The sequence below is a fragment of the Aquimarina aquimarini genome (assembly GCF_900299535.1).
GTDB lineage: Bacteria > Bacteroidota > Bacteroidia > Flavobacteriales > Flavobacteriaceae > Aquimarina > Aquimarina aquimarini.
The window spans coordinates 238,494-263,841 of sequence record NZ_OMKE01000039.1 but is presented as its reverse complement, the minus strand read 5'-3'; the positions used below and the strand labels follow the sequence as shown (position 1 = coordinate 263,841).

General features: G+C 32.0%; 22 protein-coding genes and 1 pseudogene. 10 read left to right on the top strand and 13 right to left on the bottom strand.

Going from position 1 to position 25,348, the window contains the following annotated elements; all coding sequences use genetic code 11:
- Window positions 1-36: 36 nt before the first annotated feature.
- The 3 genes from DG508_RS16830 to DG508_RS16820 all read right to left on the bottom strand — a co-directional run bounded on the left by DG508_RS16830 (window position 37) and on the right by DG508_RS16820 (window position 2,070).
- Window positions 37-576, bottom strand: coding sequence for a hypothetical protein (locus DG508_RS16830; RefSeq protein WP_108869259.1), 540 nt, complete (start codon window positions 574-576; stop codon window positions 37-39).
- A gap of 93 nt (window positions 577-669) precedes the next feature.
- On the bottom strand, window positions 670-1,164 hold the full coding sequence (locus DG508_RS16825; RefSeq protein WP_108869258.1) for an acyloxyacyl hydrolase: 495 nt from the start codon (window positions 1,162-1,164) through the stop codon (window positions 670-672).
- A gap of 90 nt (window positions 1,165-1,254) precedes the next feature.
- A complete protein-coding gene (locus tag DG508_RS16820) occupies window positions 1,255-2,070 on the bottom strand; it encodes a DUF1338 domain-containing protein (protein ID WP_108869257.1) in 816 nt (271 codons plus the stop codon).
- Window positions 2,071-2,231: 161 nt separating this feature from the next.
- Between DG508_RS16820 and DG508_RS16815 the strand changes: the two genes are divergently transcribed.
- Complete coding sequence (locus DG508_RS16815) at window positions 2,232-2,717, top strand: Lrp/AsnC family transcriptional regulator (RefSeq protein WP_108869256.1); 486 nt, start codon at window positions 2,232-2,234, stop codon at window positions 2,715-2,717.
- A complete protein-coding gene (locus DG508_RS16810) occupies window positions 2,707-5,646 on the top strand; it encodes an FAD-binding and (Fe-S)-binding domain-containing protein (RefSeq protein ID WP_108869255.1) in 2,940 nt (979 codons plus the stop codon). Before DG508_RS16815 ends, DG508_RS16810 begins: the two co-directional genes overlap by 11 nt.
- On the opposite strand, the pseudogene DG508_RS16805 reads toward DG508_RS16810, so the two are convergent.
- Window positions 5,633-6,492: pseudogene (locus tag DG508_RS16805) on the bottom strand (UDP-2,3-diacylglucosamine diphosphatase). The gene DG508_RS16810 and the pseudogene DG508_RS16805 sit on opposite strands and share 14 nt — an antisense overlap.
- A 293-nt stretch (window positions 6,493-6,785) precedes the next feature.
- Between DG508_RS16805 and aroC the strand changes: the two are divergent.
- Both aroC and DG508_RS16795 read left to right on the top strand, forming a co-directional pair.
- Window positions 6,786-7,850 (top strand): chorismate synthase, encoded by a 1,065-nt coding sequence (aroC, locus tag DG508_RS16800; protein ID WP_108869254.1) that lies wholly within the window; start codon window positions 6,786-6,788, stop codon window positions 7,848-7,850.
- A gap of 109 nt (window positions 7,851-7,959) precedes the next feature.
- Window positions 7,960-9,282: a dicarboxylate/amino acid:cation symporter gene (locus DG508_RS16795; protein ID WP_108869253.1), complete on the top strand. Its 1,323-nt coding sequence runs from the start codon at window positions 7,960-7,962 to the stop codon at window positions 9,280-9,282.
- Window positions 9,283-9,294: 12 nt separating this feature from the next.
- Here the strand turns inward: DG508_RS16795 and DG508_RS16790 are convergent, their stop codons facing one another.
- Window positions 9,295-10,176 carry a LysR family transcriptional regulator gene (locus tag DG508_RS16790; RefSeq protein ID WP_108869252.1) on the bottom strand — a complete coding sequence of 294 codons (882 nt, stop codon included), beginning with the start codon at window positions 10,174-10,176 and terminating at the stop codon, window positions 9,295-9,297.
- Window positions 10,177-10,310: 134 nt separating this feature from the next.
- Here DG508_RS16790 and DG508_RS16785 point away from each other — a divergent pair, with 134 nt between their 5' ends.
- Window positions 10,311-11,759, top strand: coding sequence for a pyridoxal phosphate-dependent decarboxylase family protein (locus DG508_RS16785; protein ID WP_108869251.1), 1,449 nt, complete (start codon window positions 10,311-10,313; stop codon window positions 11,757-11,759).
- Between the two features lie 103 nt (window positions 11,760-11,862).
- Complete coding sequence (locus tag DG508_RS16780; protein WP_159090879.1) at window positions 11,863-12,273, top strand: hypothetical protein; 411 nt, start codon at window positions 11,863-11,865, stop codon at window positions 12,271-12,273.
- Here the strand turns inward: DG508_RS16780 and DG508_RS16775 are convergent.
- Window positions 12,270-14,138 (bottom strand): DUF4139 domain-containing protein, encoded by a 1,869-nt coding sequence (locus DG508_RS16775; protein ID WP_108869249.1) that lies wholly within the window; start codon window positions 14,136-14,138, stop codon window positions 12,270-12,272. The two genes, DG508_RS16780 and DG508_RS16775, sit on opposite strands and share 4 nt — an antisense overlap.
- 230 nt (window positions 14,139-14,368) lie before the next feature.
- Between DG508_RS16775 and DG508_RS16770 the strand changes: the two genes are divergently transcribed.
- Window positions 14,369-14,551 carry a hypothetical protein gene (locus DG508_RS16770; RefSeq protein WP_108869248.1) on the top strand — a complete coding sequence of 61 codons (183 nt, stop codon included), beginning with the start codon at window positions 14,369-14,371 and terminating at the stop codon, window positions 14,549-14,551.
- 23 nt (window positions 14,552-14,574) lie between these two features.
- On the opposite strand, the gene DG508_RS16765 is transcribed toward DG508_RS16770, so the two are convergent.
- The 3 genes from DG508_RS16765 to gcvT all read right to left on the bottom strand — a co-directional run bounded on the left by DG508_RS16765 (window position 14,575) and on the right by gcvT (window position 17,116).
- On the bottom strand, window positions 14,575-14,988 hold the full coding sequence (locus DG508_RS16765) for a thiol-disulfide oxidoreductase DCC family protein (RefSeq protein WP_108869247.1): 414 nt from the start codon (window positions 14,986-14,988) through the stop codon (window positions 14,575-14,577).
- Window positions 14,989-15,139: 151 nt separating this feature from the next.
- The gene (locus tag DG508_RS16760) at window positions 15,140-15,952 is read right to left on the bottom strand and encodes a sugar nucleotide-binding protein (RefSeq protein ID WP_108869246.1); all 813 of its coding nucleotides are present in this window, start codon (window positions 15,950-15,952) and stop codon (window positions 15,140-15,142) included.
- Between the two features lie 81 nt (window positions 15,953-16,033).
- A complete protein-coding gene (gcvT, locus tag DG508_RS16755) occupies window positions 16,034-17,116 on the bottom strand; it encodes a glycine cleavage system aminomethyltransferase GcvT (protein WP_108869245.1) in 1,083 nt (360 codons plus the stop codon).
- A 260-nt stretch (window positions 17,117-17,376) separates the two neighbouring features.
- On the opposite strand from gcvT, the gene DG508_RS16750 reads away from it, so the two are divergent.
- Both DG508_RS16750 and DG508_RS16745 read left to right on the top strand, forming a co-directional pair.
- Entirely contained in the window at window positions 17,377-18,096 is a 720-nt protein-coding gene (locus DG508_RS16750; protein ID WP_108869244.1) for a hypothetical protein, read from the top strand.
- 156 nt (window positions 18,097-18,252) lie between these two features.
- Window positions 18,253-18,837 (top strand): NUDIX domain-containing protein, encoded by a 585-nt coding sequence (locus DG508_RS16745; protein ID WP_103866567.1) that lies wholly within the window; start codon window positions 18,253-18,255, stop codon window positions 18,835-18,837.
- A gap of 23 nt (window positions 18,838-18,860) precedes the next feature.
- On the opposite strand, the gene DG508_RS16740 is transcribed toward DG508_RS16745, so the two are convergent.
- The gene (locus DG508_RS16740) at window positions 18,861-19,448 is read right to left on the bottom strand and encodes a hypothetical protein (protein ID WP_103866566.1); all 588 of its coding nucleotides are present in this window, start codon (window positions 19,446-19,448) and stop codon (window positions 18,861-18,863) included.
- A 96-nt stretch (window positions 19,449-19,544) separates the two neighbouring features.
- On the opposite strand from DG508_RS16740, the gene DG508_RS16735 reads away from it, so the two are divergent.
- Complete coding sequence (locus DG508_RS16735) at window positions 19,545-20,429, top strand: M28 family metallopeptidase (RefSeq protein ID WP_103866565.1); 885 nt, start codon at window positions 19,545-19,547, stop codon at window positions 20,427-20,429.
- Between the two features lie 38 nt (window positions 20,430-20,467).
- Here DG508_RS16735 and thrC read toward each other — a convergent pair whose 3' ends face one another.
- Genes thrC through thrA form a run of 3 tightly spaced genes read right to left on the bottom strand, consistent with a single transcriptional unit; the run spans window position 20,468 to window position 25,155 of the window.
- Window positions 20,468-21,757 carry a threonine synthase gene (gene thrC / locus DG508_RS16730; RefSeq protein WP_108869243.1) on the bottom strand — a complete coding sequence of 430 codons (1,290 nt, stop codon included), beginning with the start codon at window positions 21,755-21,757 and terminating at the stop codon, window positions 20,468-20,470.
- Window positions 21,757-22,692, bottom strand: a complete 936-nt coding sequence (locus DG508_RS16725) for a homoserine kinase (protein ID WP_103866563.1) — start codon at window positions 22,690-22,692, stop codon at window positions 21,757-21,759. The genes thrC and DG508_RS16725 overlap by 1 nt, the downstream gene beginning before the upstream one ends.
- Window positions 22,693-22,710: 18 nt before the next feature.
- Entirely contained in the window at window positions 22,711-25,155 is a 2,445-nt protein-coding gene (gene thrA / locus DG508_RS16720; protein ID WP_108869242.1) for a bifunctional aspartate kinase/homoserine dehydrogenase I, read from the bottom strand.
- Between the last annotated feature and the right edge of the window lie 193 nt (window positions 25,156-25,348).

Here is a 25,348-nt window from a genome sequence, read left to right as displayed (position 1 = left end):
GGGCTTTTATATAAAATATTCGTTATTTTAAATATCTTAAAAAGTGTATCGTGCAGATATTCCAACGCTGGCACCTACATTATCTACATCACCATAGCCGTTATAACGATCTATATCATGAAAATCAAAGGTAGGGCGAATACTGAATGCTACTTGTAAAGGGAAATCAAATTGGTAATCAACACCAAAATCACCTCCTATAAAAGGAAAAAATTCACTATCTCTATCTACTTCTGCAACGGTTATTCCAAAATAACGAGTCTTAAAATCAACGACTCCAAAACCAACGCCAGGTCCAGCAAACCAATTTAGGTTATCCCAAATATTATATGTCCAATGAAAAAATACACCACTACGATATGTAGAGATAAAAGAATTCGATTTGTAACTTAAATTAGCATCAAATCGATTGTGTTCACTTATGATTTGTCGTTGATAAGTAATTTCGGGTCCAAACCCTTCATCACCAATAAACCCCTCAGATAACCTGATTCCTATTGCATTTTTTGGTCTATTTTGTGAATAGAGCTGAGAAGCCGAAATAACGATTAATAGTATAAAAAAAAGTTTCTTCATGATCTTAAAGATTTTTTAAGTTTTAATTGATTATTATGAATGATATGAAAATAATTTATGTTTCTGAAGTTTTTCTGATTAGGAGTAAATAGCTTAGTTAAATTGATATCTGGCACTGAGTCCAAAATTAAAACTAATATCGTTATTAGAATAACTGTCAAAATATATTTCTGGTCTGAAATCGAATGAAATTAATAAAGGGAAATCAAAATTGTATTCTATACCAATATTTCCCGTAATAAAACCAAATGTTTTTTTATCATCTCTGCCATTAATACGTGTATCATAATCTAGAACTCCTCCACCAATTCCAGGCCCAACATACCAGTTTAGACCATTGTCTATTGTAAAAACCCATTGGTGTATTCCTGTTAATTTTATCGCTTTATAAGTACTTTTTCCTTGTAGCGCAAGCCCTAATTCTACACGTGTGTTTGTACTTAGGGCATTTTGATAAGAAGCCTCTGCCCAGAAACCATCACCGTTACTAAGGCGTAGTCCAATAGAATGCTCTGAGATTTCTTGCGATAGTACTGTATGAGTACTTATAGATAGAAAAATGAATAAAAAAAATAAATACTTGATCATAATCGTAAAATAGTAATATTCTATTCTCGACCTATAACGTCATAAATCAATTATTCTGAAAGGAGAAATCTTAAATTTTTGTTAATAATTCTATTGTTTTTCTTGTAACTGCATATCCGTACTTTCAAAAATTTTATCTGCAGAATCAGCAATAAAACCATTAAAAATGACTCCTTCACTATTTTGATAACGATATGAAAACTCATAGTAACAAGAAGTTATTTTTTTAACAGTTTCTTTAAATTCAACAGTAACAATATCTGCCAATATACTTGATTGTTCCAAAAGTAGAGATGAGGAACCTTTTATTTCTCCTCCTGAAGTGTTCATGTTGAATCCGTTTTCTTTTAGAAATTCGTTTACTTGAGACAGATTATCGAATGTTTGTAATTTATTTACATCTACAGTAAAGTGATTAGAACAAAAACCATTTACATACATCCATGCAGCATATTCTGATTCAGCAAGTAAGGTATTATAGTTTTCGAGAGATGGTATTTGCCAAACTCTACCTTTCAGAATAAGGTTTTTTTGTTGTAGCGTATGATCATCTACTTGATCTAAAATTGTGCGTACAAGATTTTGTAGCTCTACAGAGAACTCTTCTAGAATCAATTCACTTATAAAAATTTTGGGTGCATCAGGGTTACTTTTATGCTCAAAATGTTTGGCATATAACTTCTTCTTTTCAAAGTAATATTCTCCTTTTGGTTCATATCCCATAGTAATAAAAGGAGTTGCCAAGACATCTATATGTACTCTAGGATCATTAAAAGTACGAATTGCAATATGGTCATTAAAAACCGTATTTCCTTCTGCTTCAAAAAGATCTTTTATTTTTTGTGCGGCAGGAGTTTTTAATGTGTATTGTTTCCAAAGTTCTTCAAAAAAATGAGTCAAATTCATATCTTTTGTGTTTTTATTTTTACCAAAAGTATTATTTTTGACTATTATAAAAGCTTATTGTAATCATTTTTAACTTTAATGTTCTATGTTTTGTGTCATTTTTAAAAGATGCTTGATTTTTATTACCATATTGACTTTGACATTTTAATTTTTTTATAAGTATGAATCATTTTGATTATATAGACCAACAAATCTTATTACAGATCCGAGAAGATGCTAGAAAACCTTTTTCTCAAATAGCAGAGAATTTAAAAATCTCGAATTCTTTGGTGCATCAAAGAATTAAAAAATTAAAACAGAATGGAGTCATCAAAAAAGCTGAATTTGTAGTAGATGAACAACAAATTGGTTTTAAGACAAAGTCTTTTGTTGGAATTCGCCTGAGAGAAGCTAGGTATGCAGAAGAAGTAGTAGGAGGTTTAAAAAAAATTCCTGAAATATTAGAATGTAATTATGTTTCTGGGTATTATGCCATTTTCATTCTTATTTTTGCTCATGACAATCATCATTTACGAAAAATTCTGTATGAACAGGTACATCAAATTGATGGAGTGGCAGGTACAGATAGTTTTATTTGCTTTGATACCAATTTTAGAAGACCAGTATCTCTTAATTCTTTAGGAAAGAAAAATACATATGATCAATAAAAATATATTGACATCTTTACAAGATCGATTAGAAGGGGAACTTTTATTTGATACACTTACCATATCTTTATATGCCACAGATGCCTCTGTGTATCGTAGAGTTCCTATTGCTGTTGCATTTCCAAAATCTGTTAATGATTTAAAAAAAATCATTGCATTTGCAACGCAACATCACATAGGTTTGATTCCTAGAACAGCAGGAACTTCACTTGCAGGTCAATGTGTAGGAGAAGGGATTGTAGTAGATGTCTCCAAATATTTTACCAGCATATTACATATAGATCAAGAACAAAAAACAGTTACGGTTCAACCAGGTGTGATACGGGATGATCTTAATCGGTTTCTGAAACCATATGGATTGTTTTTTGGACCAAATACATCTACCTCTAATCGATGTATGATTGGGGGAATGGTAGGAAACAATAGTAGTGGTACTACATCGATACAATATGGTGTTACCAGAGATAAAGTGGTAGAAATGCAAACTGTTTTATCTGATGGAAGTGAAGCTTCTTTTTCAGAAATATCAATAAATGAATTTCATAAGAAAAGGACATTAAAGACTTTTGAAGGAAAAATATATCAACATATTTTTGAAGAGCTTTCTTCAAAAGAAGTTCAGGAGCAGATTATTACTAATTTTCCTAAACCAGAGATTCATCGTCGTAATACAGGATATGCAATTGATGAATTAATTGACTCTGATGTGTTTTCTGATAGTAATAAGCATTTTGATATGTGTAAGTTACTCTCTGGTAGTGAAGGTACATTAGCATTTACTACAGAAATAACTTTACAGTTAGACAACTTGCCACCAAAAGAAGCATTAATGATTGCTGCCCATTTTACAACTATTGATGATTGTATGAAAGCAGTAGCACCTATTATGCAACATGCATTGTTTACATGTGAAATGATGGATAAAACAATTTTAGATTGCACAAAAAATAATACAGAACAATTAAAAAATAGATTCTTTATTGTTGATGATCCAGAGGCGATTCTAATGCTTGAACTTAGAGCAGAGAATCAGGAGAACTTAAATAAGCAGCAGGAAGTATTATTAAAAACATTGGATAGTGCAACCTCAAGTTATGCTAATCCAGTATTGAAAGGATCAGAAATCGATCAGGCATTAGAGCTTAGAAAAGCTGGTCTTGGCTTATTAGGAAATATTGTAGGTGATAAAAAAGCAGTTGCCTGTATAGAAGATACAGCGGTTGCAATACCAGATTTGGCAGCATACATATCAGAATTTACAGACCTTATGGAGTCCTATGATCAGCAAGCGGTTTATTATGCACATGCAGGTGCAGGAGAGATTCACCTTAGACCTATTCTTGATCTAAAAAAACGTGAAGATGTTGTACTTTTTAAAAAAATTACAGATGGCGTTGCTTCTCTAGTAAAAAAATATAAAGGGTCTATGAGTGGGGAACATGGTGATGGTATTGTAAGAGCACCATACATACCATATATGATAGGTGAAGAAAATTATAAAATAATAGAAGGGATTAAACATATTTTTGATCCCAATGTAATATTTAACCCAGGTAAGATTGTAAATGCTTACCCTATGGATCAAAAGTTGCGTTATGAAATAGATAGAAAAGAGCCCGAGATCGAGACGCTTTTTGATTTTACAGATTCACTTGGAATCTTAAGAGCGGCAGAAAAATGTAACGGTAGTGGTGATTGTAGAAAATCTGTAGCCTCAGGAGGAACCATGTGCCCTAGCTATAGAGCTACAAAGAATGAAAAAGATACCACTAGAGGTAGAGCCAATGCATTGCGTGAATTTTTGACTAATAATGATAAAAGAAACAAATTTGATGCAAAAGAATTAAAAGAGGTTTTTGACCTTTGTTTAAGTTGTAAAGGATGTTCTGGGGAGTGCCCATCAAATGTAGATGTTGCTACATTAAAAGCAGAATTTGAATATCAGTATCAAAAAGAAAATGGTACGTCATTACGCACAAAACTGTTTGCTAATTCTAATCGGTTAAATGATTTAGGAAGGATTATACCAGGACTTACTAATTTTTTCTTCAAGAATAAATTTACTTCAAGTATTTTAAAATCAACCATGGGGATTGCCCCAAAACGAGATTTACCGCTGTTGAGTAAGCAATCATTACGCAAATGGTACAATCAAAATATAGATAGAATACAACCAGAAAACCCTATAAAAACGATCTATTTTTTTATAGATGAATTTACAAATCATCTAGATGCAGAAATAGGTATTGATGCTATAGAATTACTTACGGGGTTAAATTATGAAGTGAAAATTGTAAATCATAAAGAAAGCGGAAGAACTTTTATTTCAAAAGGAATGTTACAGCAAGCCAAAAAGATGGCTAATTATAATATTGATGCTTTTAAGGGGGTTATAACTGAGAAGACCCCTCTTATTGGGTTAGAACCTTCTGCTATTCTTACTTTTAGAGATGAATATTTGAGGTTGGCTAATGACTCTAAAGCATCAAAATCTATAGCAGCACATACGATGTTGATTGATGAGTTTTTATATACTGAAATTGAAAAAGGAAATATAACTTCTGATCAGTTTACTACAGAGTCCAAAAGCATTAAATTACATGGGCATTGTCATCAAAAGGCATTGTCTAATATAAGAGATACTTTTTCTATTTTGAATTTACCCAAAAACTTTAAAATAACCATTATCCCATCTGGATGCTGTGGTATGGCTGGGTCATTTGGATATGAAAAGGAACATTATAATATTAGTATGCAAATAGGGGAGCAAACATTGTTTCCAGCAGTAAGAAAAACACCTGAAGAAACAATCATTGCCGCTGTAGGAACAAGTTGTAGACATCAAATACATGATGGGACAAGTAGGCAAGCATTACACCCTGTGAGTATTTTAAAAAATGTATTATCTACAAGAACTAAAGCTTCTTGATAGCGGTATTAGTTATTTGATCTACCAAAAAAGAAGCATGTATTGTCTCAAGGTCCGTTTCGATACTCTCAGGTTCTTCAATAGTATCTTGATAAGCTTCCAAAGCTTCTTTTTCATAATAAATAAGCTTCCAATCACCAGAATTATATTCTAATGAAGTTAGATTCTCGATCCAATCGCCTGAATTAAGGTATAAACAAGAGCCATTTTTATCTTTATATCTTCGTATTTGTGGTTGGTGGATATGACCACAGATTACATATTGATAGTTGTTTTTAACCGCTAATTCTGCCGCTACACCTTCAAAATCATTAATGTATTTAACTGCTTTTTTTACACTGTTTTTTATTTTTTTTGAAAGAGAAAATTTTTCCTTTCCTATATGTGTCAAACACCAATTAATACCCTGATTAAGGAGAATAAGCATATCATATCCCCATCCTCCAAGTTTTGCTAACCATTTTGCATTTTGAATAGAAGTATCAAAAACATCACCATGAAAAACCAAGCTTTTTTGCCATCCAGTTCTAGTACTAATTTGTCTACTAATTTAAAATCTCCTATTTGAGTATCACTGAATTTACGTAACATCTCATCGTGATTACCAGTGATATATATAACTTCGGTTCCTTTTGAAGCAAAAGAAATGATCTTCTTGATAATTTTGAGATGCGATTTTGGAAAATATCGTTTCCTAAATTGCCATATATCTATAATGTCTCCATTAAGAATTAAGGTTTGTGGTTTTATACTATTCAAGTAATTAAGAAGCTCTTTGGCATGACATCCATAAGTGCCTAAATGGATATCTGAAATTACAACAAGCTCTACAGTACGTTTTTTCATACAAAATACAATGGTTATACAAAGTAACATACCTATTGTGAATCATGTATTAAGAAGATGTAAGTATATTGTTATGTAGTTATTACTAATTTGGTATCGCATATTAACTAGCTATAAATGACCTTTGACAACTAGAGATTTCTTTTAAACTATATCATTTTGTTATGTTTATCACATTTTATAGCTTACTAATAAAGTTTTAATGTATAATTCGGGTTAAAATATCATTTTTTATATCATATTACTACTTTGTTTTTGAAGATTAAAAATTACATTTGTTAAAAATTGTATGTATGGCAGGAAATACATTTGGAAACTTATTTAAGGTAACTACTTTTGGAGAATCACATGGTGTTGCAATTGGAGGAATTATTGATGGATGCCCTTCGGGCGTAAAATTAGATTTTGACGCGATTCAAAAAGAATTAAACCGTCGTAAACCCGGGCAATCTGCTATTGTAACACAACGTAAAGAACCAGATACAGTAGAGTTTTACTCAGGTATTTTTGAAGGAGTAACAACAGGTACTCCAATTGGTTTTGCAATAAAAAATGCAAACCAGAAATCTAAAGATTACTCACATATTAAAGATTCATACAGACCTTCACATGCAGATTATACATATGATCAAAAGTATGGTGTTAGGGATTATAGAGGAGGAGGTCGTTCTTCTGCTAGAGAAACAGCAAGTAGAGTAGTAGCAGGAGCCGTTGCAAAACAAGTATTGTCAGATATAAAATTCGATGCTTATGTAAGTGGTGTAGGTGCTATCAAATTAGATAAAAAATATAATGAACTTGATCTATCATTAACAGAAAGTAATATAGTACGTTGTCCAGATAATGAGGTTGCTGATAAAATGGAGGCATACATCAAACAGATAAGAAAAGAAGGAGATACTGTTGGAGGAATTGTAAGTTGTGTAATTTCTGGAGCACCCGTAGGTTTAGGTGAACCTGCTTTTGATAAGTTACATGCAGAATTAGGTAAAGCAATGTTATCAATTAATGCTGTAAAAGGATTTGAATACGGAAGTGGTTTTGAGGGTGCTGTATTAAAAGGTAGTCAACATAATGATTTATTTAATACCGATGGTACTACAAAAACCAATCTTTCTGGCGGGATACAAGGTGGAATCTCTAATGGTATGGATATTTATTTTAATGTAGCGTTTAAACCTGTTGCTACGATTATGCAAGATCAGGAAACTATTGATAAAGATGGGAATATAGTAACTATGCAGGGAAAAGGAAGACATGACCCTTGTGTTGTGCCTAGGGCTGTACCTATAGTAGAAGCTATGGCAGCTTTAGTATTGGTAGATTATTGGTTGATGAATAGAACGATTAAAAAATAATTCACAAAGATAAAAGTTAATAATTGCGGTAATCTTAATAAGGTTGCCGTTTTTTTATTTTTAATTTATATCTTCGACGCTGTTTTGTTAAAAAAATAAATAATTCCTTATGAAAAAATTAGCACTCCATTGGCAAATAATGATCGGGATGATATCAGGTGTATTATTCGGTTTTTTGATGACAACATTTTCATGGGGAAAAGAAATAACAGGAGACTGGATAGCTCCATTTGGTACGATCTTCGTAAATCTATTAAAATTGATTGCCGTACCTCTTATTTTGGCTTCTTTGATTAAAGGTATTTCTGATTTAAAAGATATTTCAAAATTTAGATTAATCGGGGGAAGAACCATTGTTATTTATATTTTAACTACGGTTGTAGCGATTACCATAGGATTACTTTTGGTAAATGCTTTCAAACCTGGAGACGGAATTACAGAAGCAACTATAGAAAAATTAACAGCAGAATATGCTGGAAATGATACCATCTCTAAGCGTATTGCTGAAGCAGGAAAACAAAAGGATAGCGGCCCTTTAAAATTCATTGTAGATATGGTTCCTCAGAACGCTATTAAGGCGATGAGTGATAATAAAATGATGTTACAAGTAATATTCTTTTCAATATTTCTAGGAATCAGTATGTTATTGGTAAAACCTTCTCAATCAGAACCTCTTAAGAAATTCTTTGATAGTCTTAATGAAGTGGTATTAAAAATGGTAGATTTAATTATGCTTACTGCACCATTTGCTGTTTTTGCATTACTAGCTAATGTTGTGGTAACTTCTGATGATCCAGATATTTTATTAGCATTACTAAAATATGCAGGTGTAGTAATATTTGGACTGTTATTGATGATTGTGTTTTACTGCATTCTTGTTGCTGTAATTACAAAGAAATCTCCGTTTTGGTTTTTAAAACAAATTAGCCCCGCTCAATTATTAGCATTTTCTACCAGTTCTAGTGCAGCGACACTACCTGTTACAATGGAACGAGTAGAGGAGCATATAGGCGTTGATAAAGAAGTATCTAGTTTTGTACTACCAGTTGGAGCAACTATCAATATGGATGGAACCAGCTTATATCAAGCAGTAGCTTCTGTATTCATTATGCAAGTTCTTTGGCCAGAAGGATTAACCTTTAGCAACCAAATAACTATAGTATTAACCGCACTTTTAGCATCTATAGGATCAGCAGCAGTTCCTGGTGCAGGAATGGTGATGTTGGTTATTGTATTAGAAGCGATTGGTTTTCCATCAGATAAATTACCTATTGGATTGGCTTTAATTTTTGCAATAGATAGACCACTAGACATGTTGCGTACTACTGTAAATGTGACAGGAGATGCTACTGTATCTATGATTGTAGCAAAATCAGTAGGTAAATTAGGAGAACCTGATATAAAAGATTGGGATGATGAATATAAAGGCTAAACTTTTGTAGAATTAATCTGATCTCCAGTTTTTGAGTAATTCAAATAATTTGGGATATTCTGATTCTCTTTTAGGGTTCCATAGCATAGTAAGTTCTGCTTTTTGTTTAATATTGCTTAATTCTATAGTTCTTATAGGGAATTTATGACCTCGTAAAGAAGAGGCAGGCTCAAAAGAAATACCTAATCCTGCTTCTACGAGCCTGAAACTTGTACTTGCAGAATCTGTTTCATGAATAACCTTTGGTACAAAGCCAGCATCAATACATATGGTTTCTAGAATACGTACATAATTAGGGCCATCTGCCATTGATGGGAATATAAATTCTTCGCCTGCAAACACAGAAACGTCTTTATAGTTAGTATTCGTAATACTATGATCTTGTGGTAGTAGTATGACAAAATCATCAATGTATAAAACTTTACTCTTTAGATTCAACGGAACCATAGGGTTTGTTGCAAAACCAATATCTAGCTCATCTTGTTGCAATGCTAGGTATTGATCTCTATTGTTCATCTCTTTCAGAATTGTTTTTATGCCTGGAATTTGATGATTAATAGTTTTTAATATTTTAGGAAGGATTGTTTGCATTATAGAATGGGTAAATCCAATAGTGATTTCACCTGCTTGCCCATTATAAATATTTGCAGTTTGTTTTTTTATTTTTTCCAGTTGTGTGATTAACTTTTTTGTTTCTTTAATAAAATGAATACCTGCTGAGGTAAGTTCGACATTGCGCTTATCTCTTTTGAAAAGCATTGCTCCAATTTTCTCTTCTAATTGCCTTATTTGCCTACTTAGAGCGGGTTGCACAATATTAAGCTCTTCTGCAGCTCTACTAAAGTTTAATTTCTCTGATAATACGATTGCACTTTTAAGCTGTTGAATATTCATTAATCATTTTTTAGCATTAATTAATCAAAATTAAGTATTTTTTATTATAAATAGAGATAGCTAATTTTGATACCTGTATAACTATTGATTTGATAGATTATATCAATGAATACTCACTTAATTATTAGATTAGGATGCAAGAAAATACCATACCCAAAATAGATATATTAGAAAAAGCGTATGACCCTACAGATTTTAGGAAGATAGGGCATCAGGTTGTAGATTTATTAGCAGATCATTTAGAGAAAGTACAAAATGATAAAGAACATCCTGTCCTGGCTTACAAAGATCCAGAAGAAGAATTGACATATTGGCAAGATGATTTTTCTTCTGATTCTGATATATTAGATGTTTTCAAAAATATATTAGATCATTCTATTCAGGTACATCACCCTAGATATATTGGCCATCAGGTTGCCGTGCCTGCATTAATCTCTTCATTGGCAGGAATGATGTCGGATATGTTAAGTAATGGTACAGGAGTGTATGAAATGGGGATGGCTTCTAATGCGATAGAGAAGATTGTAACTGATCTTTTGGCAAGAAAAATTGGATTCGATATGCCAAGTTCTGGTTTTCTTACATCTGGAGGTACATTAGCCAATCTTACAGCATTATTAGCAGCTCGTAGGGCGATTGCACCTTCTAGTGTATGGGAAAATGGACATAAAGAAAAATTAGCAGTATTGGTTTCTGAAGAAGCACATTATTGTATTGATAGAGCAGCTAGAATTATAGGGTTGGGGAGTGATGGTATTATCAAAATCCCTGTAGATAGTAATTATAAGATGAATACAAGACTTCTAGATCATTATTATGATAAAGCAATATCAGAAGGGTTTTGTGTTATAGCACTTGTGGGTTGTGCATGTTCTACAGCAACAGGATCATATGATGACTTAGAAACACTTGCTGATTTTGCAAACCAACATAACATATGGTTTCATGTAGATGGAGCTCATGGTGGTGGAGTAGTGTTTTCTAAAAAATACCAGCACCTGGCAAAAGGAATAGAAAAGGCAGATTCTGTAGTTATAGATTTTCATAAAATGCTGATGACACCAGCATTGAATACAGCATTGATTTTTAAGAAAGAAGAAAACGCGTATCAAACTTTTGCGCAAAAAGCGCAATATCTATGGGATTCACAGCATACCAGAGAATGGTATAACTCTGGAAAACGAACGTTTGAATGTACTAAGCTTATGATGTCTATAAAGATATATACCATTCTAAAAGCCTACGGAGAAGAAGTATTTGAAAAAAATATTGACTGCCTTTATGATCAAGCCGCTGTTTTTGCTGAAATGATCAAAGAACGACCTTCTTTTGAATTAGCACATGCACCTGAAGCTAATATTATTAATTTTAGATACATAAAAGTAGCTCTTGAGAATATAAATGCTCTTAATAATGCTATTAGAAAGCAATTAGTGGCATCTGGTAAATTTTATATTGTTCAGACGACGATAGAAGAGGATCGCTATTTACGAACTACAATTATGAATCCGTTGACTCAAAAAGAAGACCTTAAAGCACTTCTTGATGAGATAGAGGATATTGCATTAAATCTTTTAAACTAGCGTGAAAGTATAGATCTATTTTTAATATTTAACATTTAATACACGCAACGAATGCTATATGTACTTCATCTATAGAGTATAGAGAATTATAAATATATATAAGATGAAATATTTAGTTAGTTTGATATTCTTACTAGTAGTAATGGGTTGTAGTGATGATGATGATACTGTTGTTGATCCTAATCCCGATTCATCAGGATTACAAGGAACATGGAATTTATCTAATGTTACAGGAGGGTTTATTGGTGTAAATGAGGATTTTGAAAAAGGAATTATTGTATGGGTCTTTGATGAATCTAATAAAAAGGTAGAAATCACCAATAACGATATGACAAGTTCTTCTACAGGTGATCTTTTACCTACAGGAATATATTCTTATTCTATTATAGAGGTTCATGGAAACAAAGAATTACTCATCAATGATAGAAACCTGGGTAATTTTGAGATTACAGCCAATGAATTTAGCATTGATGAGCAATTTAAAGATGGTTTTCGGTTTACGTTTCAACGTTAGAGATTGATATAACGGTTTTTTGGATATTTAACCTGATAAGAAAATTTCTTTTCTTCTTTTTGGTTTGGTGCAATATCTAGTTTCCATGTCATCATTCCTGTCTTGTTATTATACAAGGAGTTTCCTGTATCGATGTTATCTAACTTGATTTCTTTGTTTTGAGAGATAGGAATACGATCCTCTATAGCAATACGAATTTTATGTTGTTTATTATTTTTAATTTCAATTTTATACCCGCTATTTATAATTCTATTACTACCTGTAAAAGAAGTGTTTTTGAAATTAGTGAGCTGTTCTCTTTTAACTATAATATTTGGATCAATACCCAGTGAGACAGTAATACTATCTGTAGTAGCTAGTGGATCAATATTTGTTTTTCCCGCAAAACTGCCTTCAAAATAGATATTAGCTTCTCCTGCTAATAAATTAAATTGCTCCCAACTTCCTAGTTTTGCTGTAAGGAATACATTTTCATTAACTTCTGGAGCTACGTAATACTGGTAATCAGCTTTCATATCAAAGTTGTCAATTTGAATTACAGTAATGTCGGAATTGGAATTGATGGTATATTTTTTCTTAATTTTAAATTGAGTATTTATAATACCTTGCTCTTTAGCCTCCACAATTTGATTGTACTCTTTTTTTGTTTCTTTTTTTGCAAACAAACCATTAATACGTCCATTTAATGAAGATCTACGTGCTGTAATCACCACTTCGTCTAATTGTGCTTCGTCTTCTTCTAATTGAATATTGATCATTGATGAGTGTATAGGAGCCGTTGTATTAGTAAACCCTATATAAGAAAAAGAAAGTTCTTTACCTTTTTGAATCACGATACTATATTTACCATCAAAATCTGTCTGAGTCCCATTACTGGTTCCTTTTTCAATAATGTTAACACCAGGAAGAGGTTGCCCTTGCGAGTCTGTAATAACACCAGTAACTCTTTTTATCATCGGATTGTATTTATACCCTTGATTTTGCGTTCTATAATTATTTTTATATCTATGATGTGTAAAGTTTAAATACTTAGGGTTTAAATCTGGCTTCAGGTTATTGATATTAGGGTCTCCAGTGGATAAAGTGATAGCTACATTTTGCCAATCGGTTCCTGTTTGTTGATATAAATTTGCTTTGTAGGTAATAGTAAGAGGGGTTTTTATATTTTTTGATTTGATATCATAAATAGGGAACCATCCAGCATTGGTAACATTATATTGTATTTTTAGATTAAGTTTAGAAGTAATGGGAGCGTCTAATTTTAGTCTAATTTCTCCTCTTTCTTCTTTGTTATGATTATTTAATTTATTGATTTCGTTTTTGAGTTTTTGTACCTGATTATTCAGATCATTTACTTTTTGAGTAATGGTATAAATATTATTATCTATGATAATAGACCTTTCTCGATAATAGGCGGAAATCTCTTTTATATTTTCTAATGAAATAGGAGTGATATCACTTCCTATTTTTTGATTATTATTAAGAAGTTTTTGCTCTTGCTGTAAGCCAGTTATAGTGTTGTCCAGTGTATTTTTTTCTTTCAATAATGTTTTTAATTTTGTTTTTAGAAATAAGATTTTTTCAGAATCTTTTTTCTTTTCTAAATAATTGATGGCAAAATTTAGAGATAAAATAGAGGTGTTTTGTAAGCCTGATATTTGAATACTATTTTCATCAATATTTGATGATAGGTCATGTAATATGATTTCGTTGGTTCCTGGAATAAGATGTACTGTTGCTGTACGTTTTATTTGTGCTCCTGCAAGGTATACGGTTACTTCTTTTATAGATGAGTCTATTTTATTTTCTGCGCCAAAGGATAGAGAAAATGTACAAGACAAAAATAATAAGGTATATATTTTCATGATATGTAAGTTTTGGTTATAGATCAAATATATACGATAGTCTTCCTACAAGAAATCACTATTGAGTGAATAGTATCTTTGGTTTAGTTAACCTATATGATTTTGTAGTTTTATGTCAATACCATATAGTCAAGGGGGGAAAATCCCCCTGTCCATTCTTAGTTAAAATCCCCTAATATTTTATGGTGCATATCTGTATCTTTGAGATATCAACTTATAAACACACAAACATGAAACGACTTTTGTTACCAATCATTCTCATCTCTTTTGCAGTAGTATGTCTGAGTATTGTACATATTGATAATGTAAATAAACTGGACACACAATCTAATGAATTAAGGAAAAAACATCAAGAAAATATTTTAGATAATCAAGTAGATGATTCTTTAATTATTGAGCCAAGTACAAAATGAAGAACTCGAAGTAGCTTGATTAATTATTGATCAATAAAAAGAGCTTTGAGCTCAGAAGTTGGAATCATACAACTTTCTTTTTTGCCAAACCATTTATATCTGTTTTTGGCAATAATATCATACACCCAATCTCTAAAAAAAGTGGGTAAAATAAGGAAAACCGAAAGTAAGGGATATATACCAGACAGCTGTTTTGCAATTTGCAAAGCGGCTGTTGATTTATAATAATATGCTAAAGCAGGATCAATAAGAAGGATAGAATCTAATTTTGAAGTATCAATGTTTCTTTCTGATATAAGCTGTTTTCCAACCTTACTTTGCAATGATGCATACCTGAAAACATCTTTTTTGTCATGTTTTATAATAAAATTTATAGTGCTATTACAAAGATTACAGACGCCATCAAATAGTATGATTTTTTTACCTTTTTCAACCATAGTACAAATATACTATGAATTACTCATTGAAGTGGTTTAACTTTTTTGATTCTGGCGAAAAATAGTTGTTTTTTGATCAATTGAAGTGTTTTTTTACACTTCATAGCAGGGCTACGAAGTAAGTACTTCATTATATAATCATAAAGAGTTGTTAGACTATAACAGAGTCTATTACTTGCTGGGTTGTTATTTGTAAGTTTTTTGGTAACATTTTTTCTTTTGGCAGCACCGCTAGGTAACGATCATTATTAGAGTCGTATACTTGCTTAAAAAGAGGGTTTTCTAATTGCAATGTGTCACAAATTTCTTTGATAAGATCAAGATGATAAATAAGATCTGTACTGCCTAAATGAAAAATACCTTTTTTATTACGATTTATAATATAATGTATTTGCTGTGTTAATTTTAAAATTGAGGTTACATTAATTATTACATTAGGAAAAACTTCAATAGGAGCTTCTAGGTCATGTAGTGTTTTTATTTCCTGAACTCTTGGTGTAGTAGCACCAAAAATCATTGGTACACGTGCAATAACGTATTTGTTTGCGGGTAATCGCATTAATGCATTTTCTATTTTTATTTTAAATCTTCCAAAAACACTATCACTTAGTGTTTTATCGTATTCATAAGAAGGGTAATTACTAAAAGAATCAAACACATTTGCACTAGAAATAAAAAGAAGTCGACAAGGTTTTTTTTGAACCCATCGTATCATACGTTGGTGCGCGTCTAATTGAGAGTTGAAATTTCCTCTGAGAGCGGCAATGATCATGGTAGGTTTTAGATTATCTAATAAAATAGAAATATCTTCTGACTCCATATCATACTGAAAAAGTTTTTGATTTTTTTCAAAGAAATTATTATCTGTACAATAAGTGCCATAAGTGTCAAAATAAGAGTTGAGCTCTCTGTATAGAGAGTTCCCTATAAAACCACTGGCTCCTATGATCAAAATTCTTTTCAAAATTACTTATATAAAAAAATTAAGTTCCAAGTATTACAATTGTAACCTTGAAACTTAATTATATCATTTTTTATTGTAAAATTAACCTTTATAGAAAGGTAATTTTATTACTGTTGCAGGAATAGCGTTTTTACGAATCTGAATATTAATCTTACTTTCAGGTTTAGAAAAGATAGCAGGGACATATCCTAATCCAATTCCTTTTCCTAATGAAGGAGACATTGTTCCTGAGGTAACAACTCCAATAACAACTCCATTGTTATCAACAATGTCATAACCTTGACGAGGAATCCCACGATCGTCCAACTCAAAACCAATTAGTTTTTTTTCTGCGCCATGCTCTTTTTCTTTGGCAAGGGCTTCTGAGTTGATAAACTGTTTAGAGAATTTAGTAACCCATCCCAATCCAGCTTCAATAGGAGAGGTGGTGTCAGTAATATCATTACCATATAAGCAATATCCCATTTCTAGACGTAATGTATCTCTTGCTGCAAGTCCGATTGGTTTAATACCATGATCAGCACCCGCTTCAAATACTTTATCCCAAATCTGTTTTACTTCAGAGTTTTTACAATAAATTTCAAAGCCTCCACTACCAGTGTATCCAGTTGCAGAAATAATTACATTTTCTATTCCAGCAAAATCTGCTACTTCAAAAGTATAAAATTTCATAGCTTCTAGATCTACAGAAGTAAGTGATTGCATAGCAATCGCAGCTTTAGGGCCTTGAATCGCTAGTAATGAATATTCATCAGATAGATTACGCATATCTGCATTCATTGTATTATGACTACTGATCCAATTCCAGTCTTTTTCTATATTAGATGCATTGACTACCATAAGGTATTTCTCATCTGCAATTTTGTAAACAATTAAGTCATCAACAACTCCACCTTTGTCATTTGGTAAATAGCTGTATTGCGCTTTTCCATCTACTAATTTAGAAGCATCATTAGAAGTTACTTTTTGTATAAGTTCAAGAGCATTAGGTCCTGTAATAAGAAATTCTCCCATGTGTGATACATCAAAAACACCAACGCCATTACGCACTGTTTCATGTTCTGTAGTTACACCTTCATAGGATACTGGCATATTAAAACCTGCAAAAGGAACCATTTTGGCACCCAAGGCGGTATGAGTTTCTGTTAAAGCAGTATTTTGCATAGCAAAGCGAATTTTAGTGTTATCAAATTGAGGCCGAATGTAAAAAACTTTATGTAGGTGTACAAATGATTTTTAGATGCATTTGATAATAGTATAATATTTTATTTTTTTTAAAAGAATTAGGCAACCAAATCATAGAAATACCATCTTCTTGGTAAGTAACAAGAATTATCATGATACCTTCTTAAAATTACTCTTTTACAAAAAGTTGTGGATTGCTTTTTGGAATAAATCAATACATTTTATTAAAACAAAAAAGAATGAAACATATAATATATAGTTTAGTTATTACCGTATTTTCAATTGTAATGGTGAGTTGTGATCATGGTGATGATGAAGTGGCCAAAAAAACATTTGAATTTAATTTCTCTTTTGAGAAAAGTAAAGAGGGATGGGAGTCACTATTTTCTGATTACCCATTAGAAGGTGATACGTTTTATGAGTTAAAGTACAAACGAACAAAGTTACCAGAGCCTCTTGATCAAAACATTGATGCTCTAATGATCTCTGGCAATAATCATAGTGATGATCTTTTTAGTGCTGTATATCGAAAATTTGAAAAATTGGAACCAAATACTGAATATGAGGTTACTTTTGATATAGAGTTAGCATCCAATACTTCTATAAATGCAGTGGGTATTGGTGGTAGCCCTGATATTGCACTTGGAGCAGGGGGAATAAATTATAAACCCGAAAATATTATTGATAATCAAGATTCTTTGGTAAGTTATAAAAGACCTAATTTTAAATCGGAATTACAAAGTGGTAAATCTAATGAAGTTTTTAAAGTAATAGGAAGTGTAGGGGTGTCAGAAAAGATACCTACACCATTTATGTTAGCAAACCGTAATAATCTAAAGGATCCTATATCTCTTACAACCAATGAAAAAGGGGAGTTATGGCTTATGATAGCAACAGATTCTGGTTTTGAAGGACCAACTACTTTATATTGTAAATCCATTAAAATTCAATTAAAGTAAGAATTTTCATACTAAAAAAGCACAGCATTTTTCTTAAGAATATTAAGTGAAATGCTGTGCTTTTTCTAGAGAAACGTAAAATAATAGTTGCGATAATAAACCTAATAGTTTTGTACTTTTATCCATAGTAAAGTAAACGAATAACGTACTGTAATAATGAAGTATAAGATACTAAGTGAAAGCATTGTTTATAATGGGTTTCTTAAAATCAAAAAAGCAATGCTTGCTCATGATTGTTTTGATAAAGAAGAGTCTATTATTTGTTCTAGAGAAATGGTGGATCAAGGAGATAGTGTTGCTGTTTTGTTGTTTGAAAAAGATACAGATCATTTATTATTGATTAATCAGTTTCGTTATCCAACCATTAATAAAACAAATGGATGGCTTATTGAGATCGTTGCTGGAGGTCTAGAAAAGAATGAGAACCCAGAAATGTCTGCTATACGTGAGGTAAAAGAAGAAACAGGGTATAAGATTGATGTTCTTGAGCATATAACCACCTTTTATGCTTCTCCAGGAGTTTCATCAGAACGTATGCATCTGTATTATGGTGAAGTTTCTAAAAAAGATAAAATATATGCAGGAGGAGGATTGTTGAATGAAAATGAAGATATTCAATTATGCAAATATGCTGTTTCTACAATTGAAGATTTATTACAAAAACAGCATATAAACGATGCAAAAACTATAATAGCGCTACAATGGTTTCTTTTGAATAAAAGAGATACACATTGGCAATAGTAAAGTTTTTTACACATAGAATATTATTTACAAACAGTGTTGGTTTTAATTTGTTTTAATCTTTTCCAAATAGGATGTTCTAGAGGTTGGGGAGAAAGATTAAATAAAACCTGATGTGTGCTAGTATTGTTACAATAGTGATAATTAACTATACAATTTAGACTAATTTTATCTTTTGTGATAAAAGCATCATAGGTTAATATTTTTCCAATGAATACAGAATCATTTACTTTTTCAAAGAACGCTTTGGCTTTTGGAATTTCTTTATTTGATAGATCACTCTCTTTACTCACTGTATTCATTAAACCATCAAAATAAGTTTCCATTTCAGATTCTATTTTTTTTGATGATAATTGTGGGTTTTCATTGATATCCCATAAAAATGCATAGGAGAAATGATCTGAAGCCCCTTTTTTTCCCCAATCTGGAGCAAAACGCACATATTCAATTCCAGAATAAGACAAAGAAGGTGCGAATTCTAATGGAAATTCAATAATTTCGCCTTTCCATTTTTCAGGAGCCTCTAATAAATTTTTATTAGGATCGTTATCTGTACAATGAGTAAATAATGAGATTATTAGAATAAAAGGTATGATTTTTGCAAATGACATATTAAAGTATTAATTTAAGCCGTAAAAGTACAAAATTGTTTAATTACAAATTTTTCATAAATTTGTGTTAAAGGGAATACATTGAAAACCTACAAAATGAAATATTATAGAGAATTTTTACTATTATTTATTTTCGCAATTCAGATAGCCCCAGCTCAAACTGAACAAGAACGAAAAGAAGCCGAAATCATTAACACCCAAAAAAGTATTGTTGCCAAACTGACTGGTCATGAACCAATACGTGGTAAAAAGAAATTAAAAAGTAGAGCAAGTGCCTCTGAAAGGAAAGCATCTGCCGATTTTTTATACAATTCTTTAAAAGATATTGGACTAAAGCCCGAAAGGCATAGTTACAATGTAAAAAACAAAAAAGGAGAAATATTTACAGGAGCAAATATATTTGCTGAAATTCCTGCTACCAATGGTAGTGATGAATATGTGGTGCTAGCAGCACATTTTGATACTGTAGAAAATAGTCCAGGCGCTGTTCATAACGCTACAGGTATAGCTATTGCTTATTATACCGCAATGAAAATTACAGAATTAGAAGTACGTAATAAAAATTTGTTAATTGTATTTTTTGATCATTGGAAAAGCAATATGGTTGGTACCAGAATGTTTACCAAAAAATTAAAAGACGAAGGATATAAAATTCATTCTATGCATAGATCTGATTATATGGGATGGGATAATGATGAGGATAGAGCTATTGAGATGCTGGCATCTAGTCTAAGTTTGGAGTCATTATATCGTATAGAATCTCCTGTGCCCATTTATAAAAGAACAGTAGCTACACCAGAAAGTAGATTCTTTGCTAATTTTGGTTTTGAAACAGTAACACTTACTGCAGAACTTAAAAACGCAGATAATTCTCCGTATGTACGACAAAGTGAGGATAAGTATACAACTGTTAACTTCAAATACCTTGCATCAACAACGGATATCGTATACAATGTAATGAAATCACTGGTTAAGAATTAACTTTTAATTTCATCATAAAAATTTTATTAAAAACGTTCTTACCTTAGTAAGAACGTTTTTAATTCATCATAGCTTTTTATAGCAATGCTATGTTTCTTTTTATGCATTACTTTTTGAATTTGAGAAGGAATATCTACACTTCTGTTTAAAGTATCTTCAACCACATCCAAAAATTTGACAGGATGCGCTGTTTCAAGAAAAATACCGTACTCATCGTTGCTTATTCCATGTTTTTTGAGCCCTAAATATCCAACAGCACCATGTGGATCACAAATATATTCACTTTTCTTATAAACGGTTTTCATAGTTTCTCGGGTTTGGTTATCATCAAAACTATAAGCCGAAAAATTGTTACTTAACGCTGAAAAGCTGTTGTCAAACAGTTTTTGAATTCGTATGAAATTACTTGGGTTACCAACATCCATAGCATTAGAGATGGTTGCTTTTGATGGTTTAGGAGTATATTCTTTGGTTTCTAAATACCTTACTACAGTGTCATTACTATTAGTTGATGCTACAAAGTGACTGACAGGAAGTCCTAATTTGTGAGCTACAATTCCTGCGCAGATGTTGCCAAAATTACCACTAGGCACAGAAAATACAATATTTTTATTCTTGTGTTTAATTTGTTTGTATGCTAATAAAAAATAAAATAATTGAGGTAGCCATCTTGCAACATTTATTGAATTAGCAGAGGTAAGTTGTTTGTGATCAGTAATGGTAGTGTCTAAAAAAGCAGTTTTTACCATTTCTTGACAGTCATCAAATACACCGTCTACCTCTAATGCAGTTATGTTTTGTCCTAAAGTAGTGAGCTGTTTTTCTTGAATTTCGCTCACTTTACCTGTAGGGTATAAGATAACAACATCTACGCCTTCTACTCCTAAAAACCCATTAGCGACTGCTCCTCCTGTATCTCCAGATGTAGCAACCAAAACGGTTACTTGTTTTTTATTATTTTTATTAAAATATTCTAAGCACCTAGCCATAAAACGAGCTCCAACATCCTTGAAAGCCATTGTTGGGCCATGGAATAATTCTAGAGTAGCGATATTGTTTTCGATCTCTACAACAGGAAAATCAAAGCTTAAAACATCTGCAAGAATATCTCTTAACTCTGTTTCAGGTATTTCATCTCCAACAAATTGTTGTATTGCCTGATAAGCAATTTCTACATTATCAAGATTTTCTATATTTTCAAAAAAAGTAGAAGGTAGCGGTGTTATTTTTTCAGGAAAATATAATCCTCGATCAGGTGCCAGACCTTTGATAACAGCTTGAGAAAAAGCTACTCTTGGGGCATCATTATTTAAACTGTAATATTGCATTATTTGTTGATTTCTTCGATTATTTTAATTCCTTGACTGTTGATTTTAGAGACATGTATGTCAAAATCAAGTCCTGTTTTATTATAAACTTCTTTTATGCCTTGTGCTACATTATTGGCAGTATCCATTCCCTTGCTTAATGCAAATATAGAAGGGCCAGAACCTGATATTCCTGATCCCAATGCTCCTTTTGCAAGGGCAATATCTTTTACATTATTAAACTCAGGAATCAAGATAGATCGCAATGGCTCTATAATAACATCTTCTAGGCTTCTGCTAATCAAGTCATAATCTTCAGAAAATAATCCAGCAACAAGACCTCCAACATTTCCCCATTGGTGAATTGCTTTTTTCAAAGTTACTTTGTGTTTGATCACAGATCGCGAATCTGATGTTTTTACTTCGATTTGGGGATGAATTACGGTCATGACCAAATCTTTGGGTGAATGTAATTTTATTACATCAAGAGGCTCATAGCTACGAACAAGTGTAAATCCTCCAAGTAGGGCAGGAGCTACGTTATCTGCATGTGCATTACCGCTAGCAAGCCGTTCACCCTCCATTGCAAAGGCAACCAATTCTTTTGCAGAGTATGGATTGCCTAAAAGGTGATTTACAGCCCAAACAGCACCAGCACTACTAGCGGCACTACTACCAATGCCACTACCAGCTTTGATTTTTTTGTAGATCTCAATAGCAACTCCAACTTTATGGTCAAGAGTATTAAGTAATGCTTCTACAGCAACACCTGCTACATTTTTTTGAGTTTCCATAGGTAGGTCAGCGCCTTCAATCTTAGTGATTTTTACACCAGAACCAGAGGTAAGAGAAATGATCATTTCATCACCAACATTATCCAGACAACATCCAAGTACATCAAATCCGCAAGATAAATTGGCTACAGTGGCAGGAGCAAATATTTTTATGCTTTTCATTTGTTTATTTATTACCTATTATTTTTTTCCAATTCGTATTATATCAGCAAAAATTCCTGATGCGGTAACTTCTGCACCTGCACCTGCACCTTTTACTATCAAAGGTTGTTTGGGATATCTATCGGTATAAAAAAGGACGATATTATCACTTCCTTCCAAATTATAAAAAGGATGATCTTCAGGTATGTGCTGTAGGCCTACTTTTGCTTTCCCTCCTTCATATTGAGCTACATATTTCAAGCGACATTCTTTTTTGTCGGCTGTATCCAGTATCTTTTTAAAATGATCTTCATTTGTTTTTAAAGACGTAAAAAAGTCATCTACATTTTTAGTATCAAGACTTTCAGCTGGTAAAAATGCTTCATTTTCTATATTTTCTAGTTCCATTATATTACCACTTTCGCGAGCAAGGATTAGGATTTTTCTAGCTACATCAATACCACTTAAATCAATTTTTGGATCGGGTTCTGTGTATCCTTGTTCTTGTGCTTGTTTTACAATATCATAAAAAGTAGCTCCTTCTTTATAGTTATTGAATACAAAATTAAGACTACCAGATAATACTGCCTGAATCTTATGTACCGTGTCTCCTGATGCTATTAAATTATTGAGTGTATCAATAATAGGCAAACCAGCACCTACATTGGTTTCGTATAAAAATGAAGCACTAAATTTTCTGGATAAATTTTGTAACTCTTCATAATTATGGTATTCATCTGCACAGGCTATTTTATTACAAGTCACTACAGCCATACTTTCTGATAAATAATGTTTGTATACCTTGGCAATATCTGGATTTGCAGTGTTATCTACGAATATAGAATTACGTAAATTCATTTCTTTGGCTTTGGCAAAAAAAGATGCCGCATTGGCAGGCTCTCCTTTTGTTAGATGTTCTTGCCAGGAATCTAGGTCAATACCATTTTCGTTAAAAATCATTTTTCTAGAGTTAGACATTCCTACGACTCTAACTTTTAAACGTAGCTTATCTTTAAGGTATTTGTTTTGTTGTTGAAGTTGATCTATTAATTTACTCCCTACATTTCCTACACCAGTAATGAATAGATTTAACTGTTTGGTTTTTACCTCAAAGAACCGTTCATGTAGTATGTTTAAAGCTTTTTTGATATCCTTATTAGCTATTACTACAGAAATATTTTTTTCAGATGCTCCCTGAGCAATTGCTCTTATATTTACATTATTCTTACCAAGAGTACTAAACATTTTACCACTTAATCCTTGATGGTGGTACATATTATCACCAACTAGAGCTATAATTGCTACTTCATTTTCTATTTTCACAGCATCTAGTTTGTGTTTAGAGATTTCAAACTCAAAAGCGGTATCCAATACTGTTTTTGCGTTTTCTGCCTGTGATGCTTCAACAGCAAGGCATATAGAATGTTCAGAAGAAGCTTGCGTGATTAGAATAACATTTATGTTCTCTAGAAATAAAGTTTCAAAAAGACGCTTAGAGAAACCAGGAATTCCAACCATACCACTTCCCTCTAGAGATATAATTGCGATATCATCTATATGGCTAATACCAGTAACTGGTTTCTTTCTATCTTCTACTTTTCTGGTAATTAGTGTACCTTGATCTTCTGGAGAAAAAGTATTCTTGATCAAAATAGGAATATCTTTTTCTAGTACAGGATGTATTGTAGGAGGGTAAATCACCTTAGCTCCAAAGTGAGAAAGCTCCATAGCTTCCTGATATGAAATGTGATGTACAGGTTTTGCTTGCTTTACTAATTTTGGATTTGCTGTATACATACCGCTTACATCTGTCCATATTTGTAATTCTTCTGCATCCATAGCTGCAGCAAGAATTGCGGCCGTAAAATCAGAGCCTCCTCTTCCTAATGTAGTAGGTTCCCCTTCTTGAGTCCTGGCTACAAAACCAGGAAAAAGACATATCTTATGTGTGTTGCTATCTGCAAAATCTTTAATTTTTTGATTGGTTTCTTTGTAATCTATTGACACCTTAGAACTAGTTGTTTTTATAATCACATCACGAGCATCTTTTAATGTAATATCCAGTCCTTTTATTTTTGCAGTTTCGTATATAATATATGAAGATAAAATTTCTCCAAAACTAGCTAGTACAGCTGCAGTTTTAGAGGATAATTCACTTAATAAAAATACTCCTTCACACAGAGATTCTAATGTGTTAAGTTGTGCTTTGACTTTACTTATGATCGCACTTTGCGAAATGATAGGAATTAGTGATTTTACAGCTTCTAGGTGTCTTTTTTCAATTTCTGCGAGGGTGTTTTTATAATTTTCATTATTTACAGAAGCTTCTTCACCTGCTTGTAATAAAAGATCCGTAATCCCACCCATTGCTGATACAACCACATATAAAGGTTGTTGTTGTGATTGTTGTTCTACGATATGTATAACATTTTCTATAGTAGTTGCATTTGCAACTGAAGAACCTCCAAATTTTAGAACGTTCATAATAATTTTTTTAATTGAAATTAATGATGATTTTGAATAGTTTTTACCTAGTATAAACTATATATGTATGGTCTGGTGAAATATATAATGAATTAACCCCTAAGGGTAATAATAATAGTTGTAGTACCTGTAATAGAAGTAGTGTTGGATACGATGATCGTTCCAGTGATAAGTAATAAAGCCGATAAGAAAA

Bases quoted from the DNA above. Each gene is read 5' to 3' on its own strand.
- DG508_RS16725 (WP_103866563.1), bottom strand. From the start codon at position 22,692: ATGAAAAGCATAAAAATATTTGCTCCTGCCACTGTAGCCAATTTATCT.
- DG508_RS16740 (WP_103866566.1), bottom strand. From the start codon at position 19,448: ATGTCATTTGCAAAAATCATACCTTTTATTCTAATAATCTCATTATTT.
- DG508_RS16735 (WP_103866565.1), top strand. From the start codon at position 19,545: ATGAAATATTATAGAGAATTTTTACTATTATTTATTTTCGCAATTCAG.
- DG508_RS16780 (WP_159090879.1), top strand. From the start codon at position 11,863: ATGAAATATTTAGTTAGTTTGATATTCTTACTAGTAGTAATGGGTTGT.
- DG508_RS16785 (WP_108869251.1), top strand. From the start codon at position 10,311: ATGCAAGAAAATACCATACCCAAAATAGATATATTAGAAAAAGCGTAT.
- thrC (WP_108869243.1), bottom strand. From the start codon at position 21,757: ATGCAATATTACAGTTTAAATAATGATGCCCCAAGAGTAGCTTTTTCT.
- DG508_RS16795 (WP_108869253.1), top strand. From the start codon at position 7,960: ATGAAAAAATTAGCACTCCATTGGCAAATAATGATCGGGATGATATCA.
- DG508_RS16790 (WP_108869252.1), bottom strand. From the start codon at position 10,176: ATGAATATTCAACAGCTTAAAAGTGCAATCGTATTATCAGAGAAATTA.
- DG508_RS16770 (WP_108869248.1), top strand. From the start codon at position 14,369: ATGAAACGACTTTTGTTACCAATCATTCTCATCTCTTTTGCAGTAGTA.
- DG508_RS16765 (WP_108869247.1), bottom strand. From the start codon at position 14,988: ATGGTTGAAAAAGGTAAAAAAATCATACTATTTGATGGCGTCTGTAAT.
- gcvT (WP_108869245.1), bottom strand. From the start codon at position 17,116: ATGCAAAATACTGCTTTAACAGAAACTCATACCGCCTTGGGTGCCAAA.
- DG508_RS16750 (WP_108869244.1), top strand. From the start codon at position 17,377: ATGAAACATATAATATATAGTTTAGTTATTACCGTATTTTCAATTGTA.
- DG508_RS16775 (WP_108869249.1), bottom strand. From the start codon at position 14,138: ATGAAAATATATACCTTATTATTTTTGTCTTGTACATTTTCTCTATCC.
- thrA (WP_108869242.1), bottom strand. From the start codon at position 25,155: ATGAACGTTCTAAAATTTGGAGGTTCTTCAGTTGCAAATGCAACTACT.
- DG508_RS16830 (WP_108869259.1), bottom strand. From the start codon at position 576: ATGAAGAAACTTTTTTTTATACTATTAATCGTTATTTCGGCTTCTCAG.
- DG508_RS16815 (WP_108869256.1), top strand. From the start codon at position 2,232: ATGAATCATTTTGATTATATAGACCAACAAATCTTATTACAGATCCGA.
- aroC (WP_108869254.1), top strand. From the start codon at position 6,786: ATGGCAGGAAATACATTTGGAAACTTATTTAAGGTAACTACTTTTGGA.
- DG508_RS16825 (WP_108869258.1), bottom strand. From the start codon at position 1,164: ATGATCAAGTATTTATTTTTTTTATTCATTTTTCTATCTATAAGTACT.
- DG508_RS16745 (WP_103866567.1), top strand. From the start codon at position 18,253: ATGAAGTATAAGATACTAAGTGAAAGCATTGTTTATAATGGGTTTCTT.
- DG508_RS16810 (WP_108869255.1), top strand. From the start codon at position 2,707: ATGATCAATAAAAATATATTGACATCTTTACAAGATCGATTAGAAGGG.
- DG508_RS16820 (WP_108869257.1), bottom strand. From the start codon at position 2,070: ATGAATTTGACTCATTTTTTTGAAGAACTTTGGAAACAATACACATTA.